Genomic DNA, 21979 nt, shown 5'->3' on the forward strand with positions numbered 1-21979 from the left:
CTGCGGCACCTGTTCAACCGTCTGATCGGCTGCCTCTATCACTGCCTCAAAACGCGCCGGACCTACGACGAGTCCATCGCGTTTCCACCTCCTCTCACCGTCGTCACTTGACACCACAACGTGCTCGGATGTCTGGGGACATGCTCGGGAGCGGAGGGCCGGCACGGATGAGTTACCGAACCTTCGGGAGGGATGTCAGAAGGCCGCAATCCTGTAATAAATCTACATTGTAAAGGCATTCGGTCGGTTTCAAGATCATTTACAATGGACTAAAGACTCATCAACTACAAACAAGGCGCGCTCGACGGCAGCCTGCTTGGTGGTCCGACGAAACTGGACGGCGACGGCCAATACGAGTTCGTCCTCAAGTGGGACCCCTCCAACGCCAAGGACAACTCCTTCGACGGAAACACCGGCAACGTCTACATCGACGCCTACAAGCTGAACGGCACCCGCCTGTGGCGGATCAACCTCGGCCGCAACATCCGCGCGGGCTCCCACTACACCCAGTTCCAGGTCTACGACTATGACGGCGACGGCAAGGCCGAGGTCGCCATGAAGACCGCCGACGGCACTGTCAGCGGCACCGGCGTCACCATCGGCAGCGCCTCCGCCGACCACCGCAACTCCGACGGCTTCATCCTGACCGGGCCCGAATTCCTGACCATGTTCAACGGCCAGACCGGCGCCGCGATGTCCACCGTCTCCTACACCCCGCCGCGCGGCACCGTCTCAGACTGGGGCGACTCCTACGGCAACCGCGTCGACCGGTTCCTGGCCGCCACCGCCTACCTCGACGGGAAGCGTCCCAGCCTGATCATGGCCCGTGGCTACTACACCCGCAGCGTCATCGCCGCGTGGGACTTCCGCAACGGCACCTTCACCCCGCGCTGGACGTTCGACTCCGACGTGTCGGGCTCCCAGTACGAGGGTCAGGGCAACCACAACCTGTCGGTGGCCGACGCCGACGGGGATGGCAAGGACGAGATCATCTATGGCTCCATGGCGATCGACGACAACGGCGCGCCGCTGTGGAACTCCGGCAAGGGACACGGCGACGCGCTGCACGTCGGCGACCTCATTCCCAGCCGCCCGGGACTTGAGATGTTCAAACCCTCCGAGCGCACCGCCCAGCCCGCGGACTGGATGGGCGACGCCAAGACCGGCCAGGTCATCTGGCAGCACGCCTCCTGCGGTTGTGACAACGGGCGCGGCGTCTCCGGCGATATCTACGACGGCAGCTCCGGCGCCGAATCCTGGTCGACAGCGGTGGACGGCCTGTCCAGCGCGACCGGTGCGAACATCGGCCGTAAACCTTCCTCCATCAACTTCCTCGCCTGGTGGGACGCCGATCCCGTCCGCGAACTCCTCGACGACACCCACATCGACAAATACGGCACCAGCGCCGACATCCGCCTGCTCACCGGCAGCGGCGTCGCCTCCAACAACACCACCAAAGCAACCCCCGCCATCTCCGGCGACCTGCTCGGCGACTGGCGCGAGGAAGTCGTCTGGCGCACCAGCGACAACTCCGCTCTGAGGATCTACTCCACCGGCATCACCACCACCCAGCGCATCACCACCCTCATGCACGACCCGATGTACCGCGTCGCGATCGCCTGGCAGAACACCGCCTACAACCAGCCGCCGCACCCGAGCTTCTTCATCGGCAACGGCATGCCCACCGCCCCCCGCCCCGTCATCTCCACCCCCTGACCACCCCCGGGGCGGGCCTCGCGAGGGCCCGCCCCACCGGACCGGAAACCTCCGGGTAGAGCGATCACACGCCGAAGCTGGACCTCACCCTTCGCGCAAGATCATTCTCGGCGCCAATGACTGTTTCTGGGTTCCCCGACCCCGAGTCGGCTGACCAAGGCCCTGCCCTCTTTCTGCTCACCAGCCCAGTCCGCCCGTTTGGGGCTCGTGACACGTTTCTTACCGGCACCCCTGTTAGCGATGTGCTTGTCCTGCAAGGAAGTAATCGTCGGCTCGGTCACACCACTGCGTTGGCCCAGGCCAGACTGAGCTTCCAGGCCGCGGCGCGAGTGGCGGGGTCGTAGGAGATGTCGGGTGAGCGTGTCTCCTGGTCGCGGACGTAGTAGCGGCCGGTGATGCCGGCGAGGTCGGGGGCGGTGGCCAGGCGCAGCGCGGCCTCGGCCCCCTGTTCGGGAGTGAGCAGGCGTCGGTGGATCAGTGACCGGAACGGCGCGAGGACGGCCGGGACGAGGTCGTCGATGATGCCGGTGCTCACGATGCCGGGATGGACGGCGTTGACGGTGACGCCCGCGTCGTGCCAGCGTGCGGCGAATTCGTAGCCGCAGATCGTGGCCAGCAGTTTGGCTCTGGCGTAGGCGGCGAAGGGGACGTACCCGTCGGCCGGATTGAGGTCGCGCGCGTCGGTGACGCCTGAAAGGTCGAGAGGGACGGGCTGAGGGCGGCCGAACAGTGGCACGGGGCGGGCGTCGGACATCGTGGCCGACACGACGTTGACCACGCGGGCGTTCCCGGCCGCGAGGAGGTGGCTCTCCAGCAGGTGGGTGAGCGTGAATCCGGCGAGGTGGTTGACCGCCAGGTGCGCTTCCACGCCGTCGGTGGTCAGCTGGCGCTCGCGGTAGTGCGCGCCGGCGTTGTTGACGAGCAGGTGCAGGCGGTCGTGGCGCGCGGTGAACTCGGCGGCGAGCCGGTGCAGGTCCGCGTGGGAGGCCAGGTCGCCGGTCAGGACCTCGACGCGGTCGGCGCCGATCTCCTGGGCGATCCGTTGTCGCAGCATCTGGCCGCGGTCATGGTCGCGGCTGGTGGTGACGACGTGCGCGCCGGCCCTGGCCAGCGCGGTGGTGATGACCCGGCCCATCCCGCCGGTGCCGCCGGTGACGAAGGCGGTGCGGTGGCGCAGGTCGACCGGGACGCCTGCGGCGCTCACGATGCGATCCGCGGGGCGCGGCGCAGGTAGGCCGGTTCGATGGTCTCCTTCACGATGAAGTCGGCCAGGTCGGCGCGCGAGACGGCTGTGGTCAGCCGGATGCGCAGGTCCGTGCCGGTGCGGTAGCGGCCGGTCGGCGCGGTGTCCCTCAACGCGGGTGGCCGGACGATCGTCCAGTCGGTGTCCGACGCGCGGATCAGCGCTTCCATCGCCTCCTTGTCGCGCATCTTGGGCCCGACCGAGGCCCACAGCGCCAGCGAGTAGGGGGAGCGGTCGCGGCTCTCGGCCGCGCCGTGGGCGCTGACCGCCACCAGTCGGCGGACGTCGGCTGCCTTCATCGCACGCAGCGCGGAGCGGGTGCCGTCGGCGCACACCGTGACGGGGCCGCGGGCCGAGGGGCCCAGGGCGCTGACGACCGCGTCGTGTCCCGCGACAGCGTCGGCGAGACGCTCGTCGGCCGGGTCGGGGAGGGCCAGGTCGGGGATCACCGCGACGGTGAGCCCGGGGGCGGGCGGCAGGGCGTCTGCCCGGCGGGTGACGGCGGTGACGGCGTGACCGGCGCGCAGGGCGACTTCGACGACGGCCCTGCCGGTGCCGCCTGTGGCGCCGAGGACGACCATCCGGACAACTTTTGAGTCATTCTGTCTCATAGTCGAAGCTTGGCATCCACCCGACTTTCGAGTCAACTTGTCTCATAAGATGAGGTATGGCCGACAGCCCTGATCCGCGCGTGACCCGCAGCCGCGAGGCGATCCTCGCCGCCGCGCGAGAACTACTGCGCGAGGAAGGCCCCTCCGCCGTCACCCACCAGCGCGTGGCCGCGCGAGCCGAGGTCGGCCGCGCCACCGTCTACCGCCACTGGCCCCACCCGGAACAACTGCTGACCGACGCGATGGCCGACGTCCCGATGCCCTTCTTCCTCGACCCGGCCACTCCCGTGCGGCCGTGGCTGGAGCGGCAACTACGCGTACTCGCCGACCAGCTGGCCCTGCCCGACGTCCTGGCGGTGACGACCACGCTCGTGCAGGGCGCGCGATCGGAACCCCAAATCACCACCCGCCGCGACCGGCTCGCCACCACCATCGGCCAACAACTCCGTGCGGCGCTGACCTTGGCGGAGCAGGCAGGGGAACTCCAGGCGGCGAGCGATTCCCGCGATGCCCCGGCCCTGATGATCGGCCCCCTGCTCTATCGCAGCCTGCTCGAACCCGGTCCAGTGTCCAACGACCTGATCGACCGCCTACTCGACGCCGCGGGCACGTGGACCACAGACAGCCCCATCGAAAACCCGGCCTACGAAGCACCCCATCCGCCCACCACCGAACCCTGACACCCACATGCCTCGCGACCCGCGTCGCCGACACCATCGACCCGGCGTCCCCTCCCGAACGTGCCCCTAACCCCAAAAAGGCCGCTGGTGGGCGCGCGACCGGCGAGCCGGCCGTCGCCCTGGTGGCCGCGCTGGCCGTAGGCGACCCATCCCCGCACCGCGCCGACGGTCTCGACGACCGAGGCGGTGAACACCTCCTCGACGACGACCGAGACCGCCGGGTCGCCCAGGCCGTGCAGCACGCTGACGCTCTTGGCGACGTCCACGGTGAGGTCGTAGCCGCGGTTGCCGATGCGCGCCAGCGCCGCGCAAGAGCCAGCTGCTCGGCGTCGTAGACGGCCGCCAGGTCCAGCCCGGCGGCCTTGGTGAGTCGGCGGAGGCCGCCAGCGGGGGGATGGCATGCCTGCGCCGACGGCCCCGAGGCAGGGAGCGAAGTCCTGATGTGAAGCGTGCGCTTGCCCTCGCCGGTGGCGGAGTCGCCGGCGTCGCCTGGGAGCTGGGAGTGCTGCTCGGGATCCGCGATACGAGTCCGGTTTCGGCCTGGTGGGCGCGGTGACCGCGAGCTGCGCCGTACCCGGCGTGTGGCCTCCCGTGGCGATCGGCGGCCGCCGCTACTTCGACGGCGGCCTGCCCTCGCCCAGCAACGCCGACCTCGCGCGGGGCTGCGACCGGATGCTGATCCTCTCGCCGCGGCCCCAGGGCGGGGCCCCGCCCTGGGGGAGCCTCGTCGGCGAGATCGTCGAGCTGCGCCCGGCCGAGGTGCTCGTCGTGCACGCGGACGAGGCGTCGGTGGCCGCCTTCGGGCAGAATCCGCTCTCCTCGGCCACCCGCCGCCCCTCCGCCGAGACCGGCCGGGCCGTCGGCCGGGCTCGGGCCGCCGGCGTCGCCGCCTTCTGGGCGGCCTGACGCGTGAGCGGCCCCCGTCCTTGGACGGGGGCCGCTCACCGGCTGACGAAGTCGCCTCTCGGGGCGGCCGTCACCCCTGCCCGGCGGCGGGCGCTACTCGCCGCCGGCTTTCACGATCATGAACTTGGCCGTGCCCACCGACATGTTCCCGGCCTTGTCGGTGGCCCGGTACGACAGGGTGTGCGCGCCGGGCTGGTTGGCCGACAGCGGCTTCGTGTACGCCGCGAACGGCTGGCCGTCGAGCGAGTACTCCACGGTGTCCAGCCCGGAGCCGACGTCGCTCGCCGTCAGCTTCACCGTCGCCGAGCCGACGTAGTTCCAGGCCCAGTCCTGGGTGCCGGTGATCGCGGCCGACACCTGCGGCAGCGTGGTGTCGTCCTCCGGAGCCACCACGGCGAACCTCAGCGTCGCCACCGGCGAGGTGTTCCCGGCCTTGTCGGTGGCCCGGTACGACAGGGTGTGCGCGCCCGCCTTGTTGACCGACACGGGGGAGGGGTACTCGGTGTAAGGCCCGCCGTCGAGCGAGTACTCCACCGTGGCGACCCCCGACCCGGTGTCGCTCACCGAGATCATCACGGTCGCCGAGCCGACGTAGTTGCCCGCCGAGTCCTGCTCGCCCGACAGCTGCGCCGAGACCTGCGGGGGGGTGGTGTCCTCCCCCTGCGAGGCCGCCACCGTGAACTCCACCGAGCCCACCGGCGAGGTGTTGCCCGCCTTGTCGGTGGCCCGGAAGGTCACCGTGTGCGCGCCGGGCTGGCTGACCGGCAGCGGCTGCGTGTACGCCGCGAACGGCTGGCCGTCGAGCGCGTACTCCACGGTGTCCACCCCGGAGCCGGTGTCGCTCGCCGAGACCGTGACCGTCGCCGCGCCCACGTAGTTGCCGTCCGCGTCCTGCTCACCGGTCACCTTCCCGGTGACCACGGGCGGAGTGGTGTCCTCCCCCTGCGGAGCCACCACCGTGAACTTCACCGAGTCCACGGGCGAGGTGTTGCCCGCCTTGTCGGTGGCCCGGAAGGTCACCGTGTGCGCGCCCACCTGGTTGACCGACACCGGGGCCGAGTAGGCCGCGAACTGCCCGCCGTCGAGCGCGTACTCCACGGTGTCCACCCCGGACTCGGTGTCGCTCGCCGAGACCGTGACCGTCGCCGCGCCCACGTAGTTGCCGTCCGTGTCCTGGTCGCCCGCCACCTGCGCGGAGACCTGCGGTGCGGTCGTGTCCTCGCCCCCGCCTTCGGTGACGACGAGTTCGCCGGTCATCTGGCCGTGACCGGGGATCACGCAGTGGTAGCGGTATTTGCCGGGGGTGAGGTTCACCTGGGCGGTGTGCCGGCCGCCGTCGGCGTCGAAGGGGCTGGCGATGATGTTGAGGCTGACGTCGTGGTTGTAGCCGGGGGTGGAGGTGTCGAACGTCAGCGTGTGCGTCATGCCGGTGGTGTTGCCGGTGGCCGCGCTGTTCTCGAAGACGATGGTGGCGGGACCCGCCGTCGCCGATTCCGGCGCCGACTTGTACGCGGTCATGCTGTTGTCGGCGGTCCAGGTGAGCACCTGGTCCGCCGCCTGCGCGGCGGTGAGCTGCGTACGGGGCTGCGCGGCGGCCTGGACCGACGACAGGAAGAGCGCGGGAAGCGCCACGGCGAGCAGCGCGACGGCGAGGCGCGGCGCCGTCACCGCTCCGGACGCTCGCCGTAAGGCTCTGATCACGAGGGAGGGGAGAGATCCGACATGCATGTGTCGATGCACCTTTCCGAGCTGGGGTGGAGTGCCGGGCACGGGGAACGCTCCCCGGCCCGGCACCCGGCCGGTGTACCGTCCTAGAGTTCGCGCACGCGGATGTTGCGGAAGTCGATCACGTCGTTGTTGCCGTGGTTCTGTAGCCCGAGGAACCCGCTGATGAACTGGCGCAGGTCCGTGGGCGGGTCACCGGCGCGGGACGACGCCTTGCCGGGCGTGTTGTCGAACTCGCTGATCACCGTGCCGTTGCGGATGATCGTGTAGTGCTGGCCGACCGCCCGGACCTCGTAGTCGTTCCACTGGCCCTTCGGGGTCACCCCGGCCCGGTTCAGGCCGTTGGGTGAGAAGTTGTAGACGGAGCCCGTCTTCTGCGGCTCGCCCGTGTCGCCGTCGTAGATCTGGATCTCGTGGCCACAGAAGATCGCGACCCACGCGGGTGACGTGCGCGCCGCGCCGACCGTGCCGCAGCTTCCGGCGGGACGCTGCTCCAGCGGGGTCCTTGGGTCCGGGAACCGGACGAAGACGCCGCTGTTGGCGCGATGCGGGTCGGGCGAGCTGTCACGGAACTGCAGCCGGACCGAGAAGTCCGCGTACGCCTTGTCGGAGTACCACAGCATGCCCAGACCGCCGGAGCTGCGGATCGTGCCGTCCGCCTGGAGGGCGAACCGCCCGGACGGGGCTTGGCTCCAGCCCAGCAGCGACGACGCCGTGCCGTCGAAGATGGGCTGGTATCCGTTCACCCTGCCGACCTCCGACTTGGCGCCGGCGGTGCGCAGCGCCTCCGCCTCCTGGGCGGTGATGACGCCGTCCTTGAGGAGCTGCTTCACGACGGTGTCGAGGTGCTGGACGAACTGGTTGCGGTTCTTCCAGTCGCGCTCGTCGTCGATCAGGTCGTTGATCGTGCAGCCGCCGCCGGCCGCCTTGTTGCGCACGCCGGTGAAGGCGTCGAGCAGCTGCACCGTCGGCCGGGCGTCGGGCGCGGCGCAGCCGACCGTGACAGCGATCTTCCCGGTGGCCTGCTCGCCGTCGGCGTAGGTGACCTTCAGCGTCGCCTCGTAGGTGCCGAAGCCGGCGTAGGTGTGCGTCGGGGCGGCCTCCTTCGACGGCGCGCCGCCGTCGCCGAAGTCCCACTCCCACGCCACGCCGCCGGCCTTGGCGCTGGAGAACGTCATCGTCCTGGGCTCGGCGTTCTGCCGGGCGGGACGCGCCACGGCGGCGTCCGGGTTCGGCGTCGCCGGGCCGCCCTTGTAGGTGACGCGGACCAGCTTCTGGTTCGCGTGCAGGCTGAAGAAGCCGCTGCCGTAGTCGAGCATGTAGAGCGCGCCGTCGGGACCGAACTTCGCGTCCATCCACGACTGGAGCTGGTTGGCGCCGTTGCCGCCTGGGATGATGCTCCGCAGGTCCTCGGCGAACGCCGGCCGGCCCGCGTCCCGGGCGGTCTCCGGGTTCACGGTCACGGCGATGCGGTTGTTGCCGTTGGACTGGTCACCGATGAACCACTTGTTGTCCCAGTACTGCGGCCACGCGACCCCGCTGTCGGTGTCGGTCTGGGAGCGGTGGTAGGTCGGGCCCGACATGACCGCCTGGCCGCCGCCCTTGAGGTAGGGCATGGTGAGGGTCTCCTCGCCCTGCTTGTACGTCGGGAGACCGCTGCCGTCCTGCCGCTTCGGGTAGACCGGGCCGCCGCCCTGCGGCGAGTACCAGATCATGTTGTCGCGCGTCGGCGGGATGTCGACGAGGCCGGTGTTGCGCGGCGAGGTGTTCTTCAGGTTGTCGCAGTCGTACCACTCGGCGGGCTGGGTGGCGTTGCTGTTGCTGCGGTCGCGGTAGGGCTGCTTGTTGCCCATGCAGTACGGCCAGCCCTGGTTGCCGGCGGAGGTGAGAACCGTCACGGTCTCGTACTTCGCCGGTCCCCACGTCTCGCTCGGGCCGCTGGCGTCCGGACCGACCCAGCCGGCCGTGATCCAGTCGTTCTCCTTGTCCCACTGCAGCCGCGCGATGTTGCGGACGCCCATCACCCAGATCTCCGCGCGGGTCTTGCCGCCGCCCTCTTCCTCGCCGGTGAACAGGTTGCCCTTGGGGATCGTGTAGGTGCCGTCGGGCTCCGGGTGGATGCGGAGGATCTTGCCGTTGAGGTCGTTGGTGTTGCCGGAGGTACGGCGGGCGTCCTGGAACGAGGTGCCCTTGTAGTCCTGGGTCCAGTTGTTGCCGGAGTAACCGCCGGATCCGCCGGAGGAGTTGCTGTCACCGGTGCCGATGTAGAGGTTGCCGTCCTCGTCGAAGGTCATGCCTCCGCCCGCGTGGCAGCAGCTGTGGATCTGGGTGTCCCACTGCAGGAGGTCCTTGCGGCTGCTCTGGTCGATCGTCTGGGTCCGCGAGTCGTAGTCGAACCGGGAGACCGTCCGCTTGCCGATGCGCCTGTCCCGGTCGATCGACGCGTGCGGCATCCAGTACGCGTAGATCCAGCCGTTCTCCGCGAAGTCCGGGTCGAGGGTGATGCCGACCAGGCCCTCCTCGTTCTTGACCAGCTCGTCGCCGCTGCCGCGGTTGCCCATGACGGGCAGCGTGGTCAGCAGCTTGACCTGCTTGGTCCTTGGGTCCCACTGGTGGATGGTGCCGCAGCCGAGGCCCACCTTCGGGTCGTTCCAGCCGGGGATCGGGCCGGTGGCGCATGCCGCCTTGCCGATGTAGAACACCTTGCCGTTCGGCGCGATGGTCAGGCCGTGCGGCTCGCCGATCTGGTCGAGCTGGCCCTGCGTGTTCGGCGTGGTCAGCCGTTCCGTGGTGTAGTTGGCCGCGATGGTCGCCTGGCAGTCGCCCCGGACGATGCCGGTCGCCCACCGGATGGCGCCGGCGAGGTGTGTGCGGAACTGCTTGTCGCCGGTGTAGCTCGCCGCGGTGCCGCCCATGCCGGTGTAGAAGGACCGGCCGCCGTCGTAGTCACGGCACCAGGAGACCGGATGGAACGGGCCGTTGCCGTTCATGCTCGGGTTGTAGGTCCACTCCTCGACCTGCGCGATCGTGTGGACCTTGCCCACCGGATTGGGGTTCCAGCTCAGCCACTTGTCGGTCCGCGACAGGGTGAGCGGAAGTCCCTCGTTCGCCGGATGCCGGCGGTCGAGGATGTCCACGACGGCCTTCTGCTCCTTCGCCACGGGGGGAGGCGCGGAGTCGGGCCCGAACAGCCGCAGCTCGGCGAGCTGGGTCAGGGGCTCACCGCCGTTCGCGGTGATGTTGAGCCGGTAGTACTGGTACGCCGTGGTGTTCTCGAACTTGTATTCCTTGCTCTGGGACCGCTGGGGGAAGGTCTCCCCGCTGCGCTTGTCGAGGTCCGTCCAGGTCGTCCCGTTCTGCGAGCCCTGGAGGGTCCAGTCCTTCGGGTCCCGGCCGGCGGAGTCGTTGGCCGACGTCAGCGAGTAGTGCGCCACCGCGGCGGGCTTCTCCAGCTTGCCCTGCACCCACCCGGTCGGCGTCCGGGCCAGCCACTTGGTGTCGTTGTCCCCGTCGAAAACCTTGTCCTTGGTCTCGTTCGGCGGGTTCTCCGCGCTCGCCGCGGTCTCCGTCACCTTCTCCGCGATGGGGAGGGCGCCGACGGGACGGGTGCCGATCAGTTCGGTGAACCAGGCCGAGTCCACCTGCGCGCGGGCGGCGTCGCGGATGCCGACGAACCCGCCGCCGCCCCTGATGTACGCCTGGAAGGCGGCGAGCTGCGATTCGTCCAGGCTCACGCCGTTGGCGGACAGGAACACCACGCCGCGGAACCGCGCCAGGTTGTCGGCGGTGAAGACCGCCGGATCCTGGGCCTCCTCGACGGAGAACCCGTTCTTCTTGCTCAGTTCCCTGATCGCCGTCGCGGCCGCCCGCACCGGGTCGTCCTGCTGCGCGGCCTGACCGCTGAAGACCAGCACGTTGACGGCGGGCTTCTTGGCGGCTGGGGCGGGGGCCTGTGCCTGTAGCTGGGCCTGTGCCTGGGCCGGTACGGCGGTCGGGGTCGCCAGTCCGAGCACCAGGACGGCACTCGACATCGTGATCAGTACGCGTCGCCAGGCGGGTGGCCGGGGCGGTGAATAGCCTGTTCGACCCATCATTGCTCCTTGGGATCGAGGGGGGTTCGGGACCATTTGCGGACGAGTTCGGGGGTCGGCCGCGGCCCGGGGTGTCGACGTCCGCGTGGGGCCGTGCTCGTACGGCATGGGGCGACCGGATCCGGTCTCGGGGGGAGCCCGGGGCCGGGCCGGCCGTGCGCGGCCGTCAGTGGCCCGCGTGGTCACCGCCCGAGTGACCGCCGCCCGGTTGACCCGGCACCTTCCCGTCCGCGTCCGTCACCGTGAAGATGCCGGCCATCCCCATGTCGGAGTGGCTCTGGACGTGGCAGTGGTACATCCACGCCCCCGGGCCGACGCGCTCGCCCGCGATCAGCTGGAAGCCGAACGACTCGGCGGGCCCGGTGATCTTGGTGTCGATGATCCGGCTCGGGTCCTCGAGGCTCTCCAGCATGCCGGTGCGGTTGTCGGCCCAGCGGTGCCCGTGGATGTGGAACGTGTGGTAGAACTCGCCGTGGGTGATCACGATCCACTCCACCCGCTCGCCGACCTTGGCGACGAACTCCGGCGCGTGGTGCGCGTGGTGATTGTTGATCATCATGTCGTTGAAGACGACGGTGAACGTCTTGTCCGGCCTGACGTCCTTCTTCCGCCGGACCACCAGCGGGCCGTACAGCCCCTGCCGGATGCCGCCCGTGCCGTGATCGGTCCCCACCACGTGGTCGTGGTAGTGCCAGTAGCCCGCGCTGCCGGGCTCGATGCCGGCGCCGCCCCCGCGCCTGCCCTGCGCGTGGGTGCGCCAGATGTAGGTGCGCCGGCCCCCGGGCTCGACCACGCTGGCGTTCAGTCTCGTACCGTCGCTGGCCACGTCGTAGTCCACCCCGTGGACGTGCAGGCTCGCCGTCACGTCCAGGTTGTTGACCATCTCGATCTCAAGCGTGTCGCCCTCGACCATCTCGATGAGCGGCCCGGGAATCGTGGCCTTGCCGGGCTCCAGGCCGTAGCCCAGCTGGCCGTCCTCCAGCCGCTCGGCGTACAGGGTGATGCGGCGGACCGCGCCCATGGTCGTGCCGGCCTGGGTCGACGCCGCGGTCTGATTCGCTGTGACCAGTGGTGCCAACGCGGCAGCCGCCGCGGATGTGGTGAAGGCACGCCGGGAGAGCAGGCTTTTCGCCATGCCTCTGCCTACCTCGGTCATGGTTCCCCAATCGGTGACGCTTGCGTGAGGGTGACTTGCGGGTGCTCGGGACACTGCTTTCGCGCGCGACGTGGGTCTGGGCCTGGAGCGGTCGCGTCGTGATCGGTGAGGCTGTGGGGGTTAGTGAGATCGACATTCGATCGAAGTACGCGACATTTTCAGCGAAATGTCAAGAAGTACCGCTGGAAGAGTCAGAACTTCTGCTCATATCTGGCCAAAGGTGGATGCGGCTGTTACGGTGACCCCAAGATCGAAGTTCCCCGCATCCCCCACGTCCGCGCCCCCGCCCCATAACCTCTGGTCACCGCCCCTCCCGGCGATCCGCATGGTGAATCCGCATGGTGAATCCGCCCATACCCGCACCAACTCGGCCACACGCCGCCGTCCTGCCGCCACCTCTCGGCGGCCCTCCTGCTGACGGCCCGTCACTGCCTGTGCCGGCCATCGGCTCGTCCCCGCCCCCCGCCACCTGGCGCGCTTACCGGCTGCGACCCATGCGCCCTGGTCTTCGGGCGGATAGCGTGGGGATGCCGAGGACGCGCAGGGGCCGAACACGGTGCCCAGCCGCTCCGATCCCGTTGCGCAGCGATTCAGGGCTTATGTCGAAGCTCACACAAAAGGTGCCGATGATCGCGCCGGAAGTGGCCATCACGGCCCACAGGATGTCGGCGGAGGCGATACTGCGTGAGGGGCAGGCTCATTGCCGAAGTCCCAAGTGCCGTCCTGTGCGCGCGCCGGTCCGCTCCGGCTTCCTTCGTGACAGAGCGCAGGCGGCATCCGTGCCCTGTCAAGGGCCCGGCGTAGGTGCCGTTGACGGTCGTAGGAGTACGGCCGAGCGAAGCGAGGGCGATCCGGGGAACAGTGGATCGCGTCGGCCCGGCGTCCGAGCATGCCGGGGATGAACCTGGCGGTAGTCCGCGGCGGTGGCGGCGTGGCCCCGGATGGGGCAATCACTTACCAGCCCGATGCCTCGATCTCTCGCAACGAAGAGACCATGAGCATCACGGCCACGATGGAGTCCTCGGGACCGTAGGACACCGGATCCACACGATGAGCCGTCGCGTGCCGGTTGAACCCCGGCCGCGGAGGGTCAGCCGGATCGAAATCCGGCTCATCGCAGAAGAGGGTGTAGCCGGGGTCCGTCGTTTTCGAGGTCGCCCGCACGGATTTTCACGCTCGGCCGCACTCCTATCCGAGCGCGACGAGACGTGCGCCGGAAAACGAGCTATGCGCCGTCGTTGCCATCGCGCAGGGAATGGATCATGCTCTGCAGGATCCGGAACGCGTCTGACTGCTCGGTCTCGGTCATGCCGGCCAGCATTCTGACCTCGACGGACCGGACCGCTACGGTCGCCTTCTCGAGGCTCCGTCGTCCGCGAGGCGTGAGCCGCGTGGGAAGAACCTTTCCGACGGATGCCTTCGCAGGCCTGGTCACGTAGCCCTCTCGTTCCAGGGTTTGGAGCAGCACGTTCATCGACTGCCGTGTCACGAACGCGCCCCGTGCGAGCTCGGAGTTCGACAAGCCCGGTCGTTGAGCCAGCAGCTCGAGGCAGGAGTAGTGCGTCACGCTCATCCCGAGCGGCCGCAGCACCTCCTCCATGGCTGCGCGGAGCGCGCTCGACGCCTCTTTCAGCAGGTAGCCCAGTGACGTCTCCAGGTCGACGCCGACACCGTTTTGACTCATGTCAGTATTCTGACATAGATTTACCTGTGTCAGAATACTGACACGCAAAGAAGGAGCATCGTCATGCCCGCCACCGGCCCCGACTTCATCTCGCTCCAAGCGCGCGACCTCGACGCTTCACAAGCGTTCTACGAGCAGTACCTCGGCCTCGTCCGCTCGCAGGCCGGACCTCCGCACGCCGTCGTCTTCGAGACGAAGCCGATCGCGTTCGCACTCCGCGACGTCGTTCCCGGCACCGATCTCGCATCCGTTGCCCAGCCCGGCATCGGTGCCGCGATCTGGCTCCACGCCACAGACGTCCAGGCCATTCACGATGCTCTCGTCGCCGACGGTCACACCATCGTCTCCGCACCGATCGACGGCCCCTTCGGTCGGACATTCACCTTCGCCGACCCCGACGGCTACCAGGTCACTCTTCACGACCGCGCCTGACACCGGATGATCACCGGCCCCCGAAGACGGCCCGGAACTCCTATAGCTACGGCGAGGGGCAGAGTAGCGGTGAGCTATCTTGCCGGTCCGTGGCGTATTGGCTGCAAGTAGATCAAGCCGGTCTGGTGTTCATCAACACCCAGCTCCTGCAAGCCGTCCTACGAGATTCGGTCTGGGCGGCCGAAATCACCGACGAAGACCGGCGCGCTCTATCGCCGCTGTTCTGGGCCCACGTTAACCCCTACGGCCGGTTCCGCCTCGACATGGACAGCCGTCTCGATCTCGGGGTCAGCGTGTAGTGATCGCCAGGGAGCCGCGTGGAAGGGTGGTGATGTTGTTGACCTTCCCCTTGGGTGAAGCCCCAGCATCGTTGACACCGGTCATCGTGGCCGGGACGAGGAGGAGTGGTGCGGGAGCTGCTGACGATCGGAGCGTTCGCTCGGGCAGCTCGGCTGTCGCCGAAGGCCCTGCGGCTCTACGACGAACTCGGGCTCCTGTTGCCGGCCGCCGTGGATGGCGATTCGGGATACCGGTTCTACGATCCGGAGCAGTTGGAGCGAGCCCGGTTGATCGCCTGGCTGCGGCGTCTGGGCATGCCCTTGACCCGTATCCGGCGTGTGTGTGATCTACCTGCGGAGACAGCGGCCGAGGAGATCGCGGGCTACTGGGAGCAGTTCCTGGCCGAGACCGCCGCTCGCGGCCGGTTGGCGAACTTCCTCGTCGACTACCTGACGGGAAGAGGCAGCTCTGTGGACGATTCCGCGACCATGCTCGGGATCCGTTACGTCGCCCGCTCGGAGTCGGGACTGGTGCGGACGAGTAACGAGGACACCGCCTATGCGGGCCCTCGCTTGCTGGCGGTGGCCGACGGCGTCCGTGGCGGGGCCGGAGACCTCGCGAGCGCGACCGCCATCGAGGCGCTCAAACCGCTGGAGGCTCTCGCCATGCCCGCCGAAGACCTCCTCGGCGCGCTGGCCGACGCGGTCGACGATGCCGACGCGGAGATCGGAACGATCGCCGCAGCATCATCGGATGGCGAGGCCGTCACCACCTTGACCGCACTGCTGTGGTCCGGCTCCCATCTGGCGCTGGTGCACATCGGCGACACTCGCGCCTACCGCCTGCGAGACGGTGAGCTCTCCCAGATCACCCATGACCACACCTTCGTCCAGTCCCTGATCGACGATGGACGACTGACCCCCGATGAAGCGGCCTCACACCCGCAGCGCTCACTGCTGGTGCGAGCACTGACCGGCACAGGCGGGACGCATCCGGACCTGTCACTTCACCAGGCCGCTGCCGGTGACCGCTACCTCTTGTGCTCCGACGGGTTGTCGGCCGTCGTCTCGGCCGCGTCCCTGCAGAAGGTGCTGACCGAGGAGGACGGCCCGCAGCAGGCACTCGACGCATTGATCGCGCAAGCGTACGCCGCAGGTGCTCCCGACAACATCGCCTGTGTCGTCGCCGACGTCGTACCGCTGGACGCCGCGGATGCCGTCCGGAACGTTCCCAGCCGGTGATGCGCGCCCCTAGGCTCACGGCAGGACGCGGCATCATCGTCGATCGTCGGCCGCTGGGGGTCGACGCATTCCGGCGGTTGTGGGTGGCGTCGGTGGTGTGCGCGGTGGGCGGGTCGTTCAGCCTGGCCGCGATCCCGACGCAGTTGTTCACCATGACCGGGTCATCGGCGGCCGTGGGTGCCTCGGCCGTCGTATCGTTCGTCGCGCTGGTGGTAGCGGCTCTGTGGACAGGTGCTCTCGCCGACGTCAGAGACCGACGAACAATACTCCTGGCCGCGCACTGCGGCCTGACGTTGACCTACGCGGCCTTGTGGACTCAGTCTGTGCTGGACGCCCGATCTGTCCCGATCCTGATGATGCTGGTGGCTTGCCAGGGACTGACCTTCGGATCGATCATGACGACGATGGGTGCCGTGGTGCCCCGCCTCGTCCCGGTCGAACTGCTCCCAGCGGCCAACAGCCTCAACTCGCTGGCCCGCTACGCCGGGTCGATCTTGGGCCCCGTGCTCGCCGGCCTTCTGATCCCGCTCGTCGGGCTCGGCACCCTGTACCTGTTCGACGCGCTCGCGCTGCTGGCCGTCGTGTGGGCCGTCGCCAAGTTGCCCCGCTTGGAGCCGGCCCGAGCATCGAACGTTCCGGCCGAACCGCACCGCGGGGATCATCCGACCATCGCTCAGATCCTGGCTGGGTTCCGGTACCTGGCCGCCAGCCGACTGCTCGTGGCAGTGCTGGCGGTCGACCTCTCGGCGATGGTCTTCGGCATGCCGATCGCACTTTTCCCCGAACTGGCCCAGCGCACCTACGGCGGCCCGGCTGGCGGTGGTCCGGCACTGGGACTGCTCTACGCCGCCTACCCAGCCGGGGTGTTCGCGGTCGGTCTCCTATCGGGCACCTTCACCCGCGCCCGCCGCCATGGCGCTCTCATGGCGGCAGCCGCTACCGCGTGGGGCATCACTGTGGTCGCACTCGGCTTGGCGGCGCAGCTGTGGATCGCGCTGACAGCACTCGTCCTCGGCGGAGCCGTGAACTTCGTGCTCAGCACCTTCCGCAACGCCATCTCCCAAGCCCTTACCGACGACGCCATGCGCGGCCGGATCCAAGGAGCGCTCACCGTTGTCCTCATCGGTGGACCGCAGCTCGCGAACTTGCTGCACGGGACCACTGCGTCGCTCCTCGGGCCCCGAACAGTGATTTGCATCGGAGGTCTACTGACCACCATGGCCGTCGCCGCGATCGCATGGCGAGTTCCCGAGCTGCGTTCCTACACGATGTCCACCCCCGAACCACGTCGTGACCCAGACCGCTCAGCGTGATCCGCGTTGGCCTCGCTCCAGCTTGGAACGCGATCGGTGTTCCGTTAGGGGATTCCCACCGGAACACCACCCAGCTCGCACGGACCCACAGGTCAGGATGTTCCGTATAGCTGTTCCGGTAAAGGGGCCCTATCCGGAACACATGCAGGCGTGAACGGAACACGGGTCGGCTACGCGCGCTGCTCCACCGACGAACAAGACGTCGTTACCCAGACCGAACAGCTCCTCGCGCTCGGTGTCCCCGAGGAACGGATCTACAGGGCAAGCAGCCCAAACTGCCCGAACCCGCCCGCCGCTCCATCCGCCGCCGCTACGCCGACGGCGAGGTCTCCCTCACCGACCTTGCCACCGAGTACAGCGCCGGACGCTCCACCATCCACCGCATCATCCACCGAGCCCTGGAGAACCCCAGGTAGAACGCGGGATCACCACCTACTCTGCCCCTCGCCGTAGCCATAGGAGTTCCGGGCCATTACTACCGGGACCCCTGGTCGGTCGAGTGTGCGCATGGTGACCTCGCCCCCGCTTTTGGGATACGACCGTATCCATTCATGAATGGATACGGTCGTATCCCAAAAGCGGGCGGCGCTGACCGTAGCGGGGGTCCGGTCAGGTCGGGATGGTGGCCAGGCCGCGGCGCGCGATCAGCTCGCCGAGCACCCGCCGCGTGCGATCGACCTCCGTCAGGGCCGCACGCTCTCTCTCCTTGGCCTGCCGGTAGACGGCGTAGGTGCGTTCGCACGCCTCCGCCTCTTCGGACAGTCCCGCCTCACGCAGTTTCCGCACCATCGCCGCGTGCGCGAGGTCCGCCGTGCTCTCGGCGTTGTCGCTGACCGCGGCGGCCTCCCCGGCCAGCCAGGCCAGGTTCAAGTAGTACGGCGCCTCCTTGATCCGGTTGATCTCCGCCTCGACGCGCTCCGTCTCCCGCGACTCGGGGACGGATCCGCCCAGGTCCCGGATCACGGACGCGGCGAGGTCGGTGAAGAGGGCGGCGTGGTCCGCGTCGAGGAACCGGGTCGAGAGCCGATCCCGGTGGGCCGCGAGGCCTCGCGCGCGGATCTCCGTGCCCAGCTCGGCCAGCGCGTCACCGAGCGCGTCGTCGCTCAGCACCGGGTCGGTGACCAGAGGAATGATCCTGTTTCGATCGGCGGACGTGGCACCCGGATCACTGCCGAGGCCTGCCGCTCGCTCGACCAGGTGAAGACGCCGCTCCGGCTCGGAGGGACGGGGCTCCACGTCCGGCAGGTACCGTCGCGCCTGCTCCATCAACCGGTAGATCGCCGACGACGAATTCCCGCTCATGGCCGCGTGCAGTTCCTCCTGTATCCGGCCGGCCTCCGGCGTCTCACCCACCTGTTCCAGCGCCTCGTACACCGCCACGCCCGCCGTGAGGGCCTGGTCGAGGAAGTAGACCTGTGCGTCGTCTCCCACCGCCATCGCGTGCAGTTCGACCGGTTGCGACAGGTAGGACTCCCGGTCACCGCCGTCGTCGTCGTTCAGGTACGCGGCGAAGTTGCTCTTGAACGCCCCGGCCTGCTTCTCCCTGGGGTCACCGGCCAGCCGTCCCGCGTCCAGATCGGCGACCAGGCTGTACTGGTAGTTGTGCGTGCCCTCGTGCAGCACGGTGTTCACCGCTTCGTGGAATTCCTCCCAGCCGGGCGCCTTTGTGATGAGTTCGAGCACTCTGTCGGCCTCGAAGTACTGGCCCATGCTGTTGCCGGGGATGGGCTCCGGTCCGTCCCCCAGGAGCTCCACCGTGGGCACCCGGTCTCGGCCCATCTCCAGCACCTGGCACTGAACTTCGAGGATCGAGCGGACGATGTCCCCGCGTTCCTTCGTCGAGGCGTTCCGCCAGCGGCGCGGCGCGTCCGGCAACTGCTCGGCGACCGCTTCGAAGACCTGCGACTGCCTGAGCCTGTCGTCCTCCGCGAAGCCGGGGTCGAGCGTCTTCATGCTCCGGTAGAGGCTGCCCAACTGCGACGAGTACCGGCCGACGGGGTCGGGTTCCGACGCCATCGAGCTCAGCAGGGAGAACTTCCGGTCGAGGGACAGGGGGTGCAACCCCTCCTGCCCACCGTCGATGAAGGCGGCCGCCTCCTCCTGCGTCTGCGGGCCGCGCGTCCGGACGCTGCCCGGGCGGGGCGTGGCATCGGGATTCGCCTCCCCCGGGCGGATCTGGGGTGCCGGAGAGCGCAACTTCTCGCGCTTGGTCGTCTGCAGGAGGGCGGGAGCCGACTGCGATCTCGGCCTTCCGGGGGTGGTCATCGCGGGTCCTCGCTCTTCGCGTTCGCGCCGCGCGCGGCCGCGCGCACCGCCTCGGCCTGCGACTGTGCCAATACCTCGGCCCTGGCCGCCCCAGCGGCGCGGGTCGTCGCGGCGAGGTACGCGATCGACCCGTGGGCGAGGTCCGCGTACCCGTGCGCGGCCCGGGCCGCGGCGGCCGCAGCGTCGCGGAACAGCTGCGCCTCAGCCGCCGCGTCCGCCGTCTCCGCCTCGTTCGCGGCGGCCTCGGCGTGGGTGATGATACTGCGGGCAGCGGCGGCGGCCAGCGCCGCGGCCTGCTCGGCGCCATCGGCGAGCTCGGTGGCCGAGGCCGCCTGAGCCCGCGCGGCCGCGACCGCCGACTGGACGGCCTCGTCCATGACCCCCTGGCCAAGGTCTCGCGCGCGGGCCACCGCCGTGGCCGCGTCCTCAGCGGCGGCCCGCGCCGCCTTGGCGGCATCGCCCGCGAGGCCGTCCTGCCGCTCCGCGGCCAGCCTGAGCCGCTGGAAGGCGCCGCTCTCGGCGCCATGGGCCTGGGTATCGAACATCCGCCTGAGCGGGCCCTCCCGATGGCCGGAGTCGAGCAGGGCACGGACCGGCGCGAGCTCCTGATCCGTGAAACCGGGCCGCTCGTCGAGCCACTGCAGGATCTCGACCTTGAAGCGCTCGACGGGGTTCTTCGCCGCCAGGTACCGGGCGGTGAGGTCCATCGCGGTGACCATCGGGGCCGCGACCTCGCCTTCGAGCGCCGCGCCGAACCGCCGCAGCATCGCCTCGGGCGGACGGGGGGAGGCGGCGAGCGCCACCTCGAAGAGTGCCTGTCCCTCCTGCTGGAGGGCGCCGGTGAACGCGTACCTGGCCTCCAGTCCGGCCTTCATCGCCTGCCGTTCCAGGGGCTGGTTCAGGTACGCCAGGTGGTCGCCGCCGCCGGGCCGGGTGCGCACGTACCCGCGGCCGATGTTGACCGCGAACAGCTCGGCCTGCAGGTATCGCGGGTCCGCCGGATCGAGTCGGCCGGCCCGCAGCTCGCCTATCAGCCAGCCCTGGTAGTTGTGCGTGTTCTCGTGCACGAGGGCCTCGACGACCAGCGGGAACGACTCCCACATCGGGGTCCGGGTGTTCATCTCGATCGTCAGGCGGGCGTCGACGAACGCCGCCAGATCGGTCACGGACCGCTCGCCGTCACCGACGTCGACGGAACCCTCGCCGAGCACGATCCGGGGCAGGCGCCCCAGGATGCCCAGCCGCTCACAGTGGAGCCGCACCGCCTTGTTCAGGACGCCGGCGCGTTCCTCCGCCGGCATCCCCGGCCATCGGCGGGTGACTCCGGAGAACTCCGCCACCAGGGCGGCGCGTGCCTGAGCGCGCAGCGGGTCGTCGACCTTCTCGAACTCCGGGTCGAGCGGCGTGTCCTGCAGGATCCGTACGCGCGCGGCGTGCGCGGCCTCGGATACGGGCAGGCCCCCGCCGAGCAGGTCCGTGAGCAGGCCACGCCGCTCAGCGAGCGTGAGCTCCCCCTCCCGCTGTGCCCCGGCGATGGCGGCCTCCCGCCGGGCGGGTGCCCCGGCGGCGGCCTTCTCCAGCACCGCCGCGATCATCTGGGCGTCCTCAACGCTCGTCGCCGACTTCATGAACTTCGCGACGGCCGGGATGTCCAGCGGCCGATCGGCGAGCACCGCCGGCAGCGACCCGGCCACGTCGAGCATCGCGTAGTACCGCTCCGACTCCATGAGCCGGAGCTGGTAGTCGTCGGAACCGGGGTCGGGGGGCTCGCGGAACCTCTCCGACTGCCCGGGGAAGGCCTCCTCCAGGGGGACCAGCCGGCCCTCCTCCAGTGCCTGCGCGAGGTCCCACAGCATCGAGGTCAGTGACAGGGCCGGCGTGGCGTCCCGCGGAACATCCTGGGAGGCGGCGGACGGGGCCGGCAGATCGCGCTTCGACTTGACCCAGTCCGGCGCGGCCGGGGGAACATCGTTCGTGCGGCCGTCCGCACCCGTCGCGCCGTCCGCGCCGTCCGCACCCGTCGCGCCGGTCAACGGTGCGTGCGGGCGTACGACCGGTTTCGTGTCGGGAGGCGCGGGGGCGAGTGTGCGTGGCGAGGTCGCCCGGGGATTCTTCTTCATTCGGCCTCATATGACGTGGAACGTTCCCTGATCATCCGCCCCCAAGATAGGTGACACCCAACATGCCGTACAGACCCGTTATCGGTGGCTCGTCCGCACCCATTGTCGGGGCCAGAGCTCGATCACGGATCTTGATTTCGTCAGGGGCAGAGCGTCGTTGGGGCAAGCCTGGCCGACGGCTCGGGCCGTCCTGGGTGTGCCCACTCCCGAACAGTCCGTCTGCGGCCTACGGAAGGTCATCCGCGTCCGGGATCCACCGCGCCCGTATCTGTTGAGCGGCGTCCAGGGCAGCCTGTCCTGCCGCCTTGCCCGACTTGTCGTCGGTGGTGTCCAGCACGACGTGGATCGCGGCTTCGACGGTCTTCCACTCCTGCTCGAGTTGCCGCCGGGTCAGCCCGTCGTGCCGCTCCAGCTCCCGGTAGATCCGGCGGGTCTGGCGCATCTGCGGGAAGAGCGGATCGAGCCGCCGGCCCGGGACCGGATCCGGCGAATCATCGGGACGGCGCTACGGCAGGCC

General features: G+C 69.4%; 18 protein-coding genes. 8 read left to right on the forward strand and 10 right to left on the reverse strand.

What is annotated here, in order from left to right; all coding sequences use genetic code 11:
- Positions 1-333 precede the first annotated feature (333 nt).
- A complete protein-coding gene (locus ACSDR0_RS44030) occupies positions 334-1716 on the forward strand; it encodes a rhamnogalacturonan lyase (RefSeq protein ID WP_435294944.1) in 1383 nt (460 codons plus the stop codon).
- Between the two features lie 277 nt (positions 1717-1993).
- Here the strand turns inward: ACSDR0_RS44030 and ACSDR0_RS44035 are convergent, their stop codons facing one another.
- On the reverse strand, positions 1994-2920 hold the full coding sequence (locus ACSDR0_RS44035; protein ID WP_435294930.1) for an SDR family NAD(P)-dependent oxidoreductase: 927 nt from the start codon (positions 2918-2920) through the stop codon (positions 1994-1996).
- Positions 2917-3570 (reverse strand): NAD(P)-dependent oxidoreductase, encoded by a 654-nt coding sequence (locus ACSDR0_RS44040; RefSeq protein WP_435294931.1) that lies wholly within the window; start codon positions 3568-3570, stop codon positions 2917-2919. Before ACSDR0_RS44040 ends, ACSDR0_RS44035 begins: the two co-directional genes overlap by 4 nt.
- A gap of 56 nt (positions 3571-3626) precedes the next feature.
- On the opposite strand from ACSDR0_RS44040, the gene ACSDR0_RS44045 reads away from it, so the two are divergent.
- Entirely contained in the window at positions 3627-4250 is a 624-nt protein-coding gene (locus tag ACSDR0_RS44045) for a TetR/AcrR family transcriptional regulator (RefSeq protein WP_435294932.1), read from the forward strand.
- Here the strand turns inward: ACSDR0_RS44045 and ACSDR0_RS44050 are convergent.
- A complete protein-coding gene (locus tag ACSDR0_RS44050) occupies positions 4214-4651 on the reverse strand; it encodes a relaxase domain-containing protein (protein ID WP_435294933.1) in 438 nt (145 codons plus the stop codon). The genes ACSDR0_RS44045 and ACSDR0_RS44050 overlap by 37 nt on opposite strands.
- 142 nt (positions 4652-4793) lie before the next feature.
- Between ACSDR0_RS44050 and ACSDR0_RS44055 the strand changes: the two genes are divergently transcribed.
- Positions 4794-5156, forward strand: coding sequence for a patatin-like phospholipase family protein (locus ACSDR0_RS44055; protein ID WP_435294934.1), 363 nt, complete (start codon positions 4794-4796; stop codon positions 5154-5156).
- Between the two features lie 93 nt (positions 5157-5249).
- On the opposite strand, the gene ACSDR0_RS44060 is transcribed toward ACSDR0_RS44055, so the two are convergent.
- From ACSDR0_RS44060 to ACSDR0_RS44075, 4 genes are all read right to left on the reverse strand, one after another.
- On the reverse strand, positions 5250-6824 hold the full coding sequence (locus ACSDR0_RS44060; RefSeq protein ID WP_435294935.1) for an OmpL47-type beta-barrel domain-containing protein: 1575 nt from the start codon (positions 6822-6824) through the stop codon (positions 5250-5252).
- Between the two features lie 143 nt (positions 6825-6967).
- Entirely contained in the window at positions 6968-10912 is a 3945-nt protein-coding gene (locus tag ACSDR0_RS44065) for a ThuA domain-containing protein (protein ID WP_435294936.1), read from the reverse strand.
- Between the two features lie 226 nt (positions 10913-11138).
- Entirely contained in the window at positions 11139-12107 is a 969-nt protein-coding gene (locus tag ACSDR0_RS44070; RefSeq protein WP_435294937.1) for a multicopper oxidase domain-containing protein, read from the reverse strand.
- A 1246-nt stretch (positions 12108-13353) separates the two neighbouring features.
- Positions 13354-13812 (reverse strand): MarR family winged helix-turn-helix transcriptional regulator, encoded by a 459-nt coding sequence (locus ACSDR0_RS44075; protein WP_435294938.1) that lies wholly within the window; start codon positions 13810-13812, stop codon positions 13354-13356.
- A 63-nt stretch (positions 13813-13875) separates the two neighbouring features.
- Here ACSDR0_RS44075 and ACSDR0_RS44080 point away from each other — a divergent pair, with 63 nt between their 5' ends.
- The 5 genes from ACSDR0_RS44080 to ACSDR0_RS44100 all read left to right on the forward strand — a co-directional run bounded on the left by ACSDR0_RS44080 (position 13876) and on the right by ACSDR0_RS44100 (position 17493).
- Positions 13876-14244 (forward strand): VOC family protein, encoded by a 369-nt coding sequence (locus ACSDR0_RS44080; RefSeq protein ID WP_020549970.1) that lies wholly within the window; start codon positions 13876-13878, stop codon positions 14242-14244.
- Positions 14245-14333: 89 nt separating this feature from the next.
- The gene (locus ACSDR0_RS44085) at positions 14334-14543 is read left to right on the forward strand and encodes a Tn3 family transposase (RefSeq protein WP_435294939.1); all 210 of its coding nucleotides are present in this window, start codon (positions 14334-14336) and stop codon (positions 14541-14543) included.
- 108 nt (positions 14544-14651) lie between these two features.
- The gene (locus tag ACSDR0_RS44090; protein WP_435294940.1) at positions 14652-15764 is read left to right on the forward strand and encodes a MerR family transcriptional regulator; all 1113 of its coding nucleotides are present in this window, start codon (positions 14652-14654) and stop codon (positions 15762-15764) included.
- A complete protein-coding gene (locus ACSDR0_RS44095; RefSeq protein WP_435294941.1) occupies positions 15764-17077 on the forward strand; it encodes an MFS transporter in 1314 nt (437 codons plus the stop codon). Before ACSDR0_RS44090 ends, ACSDR0_RS44095 begins: the two co-directional genes overlap by 1 nt.
- Positions 17078-17352: 275 nt before the next feature.
- Positions 17353-17493: a sigma factor-like helix-turn-helix DNA-binding protein gene (locus ACSDR0_RS44100; protein WP_435294945.1), complete on the forward strand. Its 141-nt coding sequence runs from the start codon at positions 17353-17355 to the stop codon at positions 17491-17493.
- A gap of 193 nt (positions 17494-17686) precedes the next feature.
- Here the strand turns inward: ACSDR0_RS44100 and ACSDR0_RS44105 are convergent, their stop codons facing one another.
- The 3 genes from ACSDR0_RS44105 to ACSDR0_RS44115 all read right to left on the reverse strand — a co-directional run bounded on the left by ACSDR0_RS44105 (position 17687) and on the right by ACSDR0_RS44115 (position 21904).
- Positions 17687-19342, reverse strand: a complete 1656-nt coding sequence (locus tag ACSDR0_RS44105; RefSeq protein WP_435294942.1) for a hypothetical protein — start codon at positions 19340-19342, stop codon at positions 17687-17689.
- On the reverse strand, positions 19339-21462 hold the full coding sequence (locus ACSDR0_RS44110) for a hypothetical protein (RefSeq protein ID WP_435294943.1): 2124 nt from the start codon (positions 21460-21462) through the stop codon (positions 19339-19341). Before ACSDR0_RS44110 ends, ACSDR0_RS44105 begins: the two co-directional genes overlap by 4 nt.
- A gap of 226 nt (positions 21463-21688) precedes the next feature.
- On the reverse strand, positions 21689-21904 hold the full coding sequence (locus ACSDR0_RS44115) for a hypothetical protein (protein WP_435294946.1): 216 nt from the start codon (positions 21902-21904) through the stop codon (positions 21689-21691).
- Between the last annotated feature and the right edge of the window lie 75 nt (positions 21905-21979).

The organism is Streptosporangium sp. G11, assembly GCF_051192615.1.
Lineage (GTDB): Bacteria > Actinomycetota > Actinomycetes > Streptosporangiales > Streptosporangiaceae > Streptosporangium.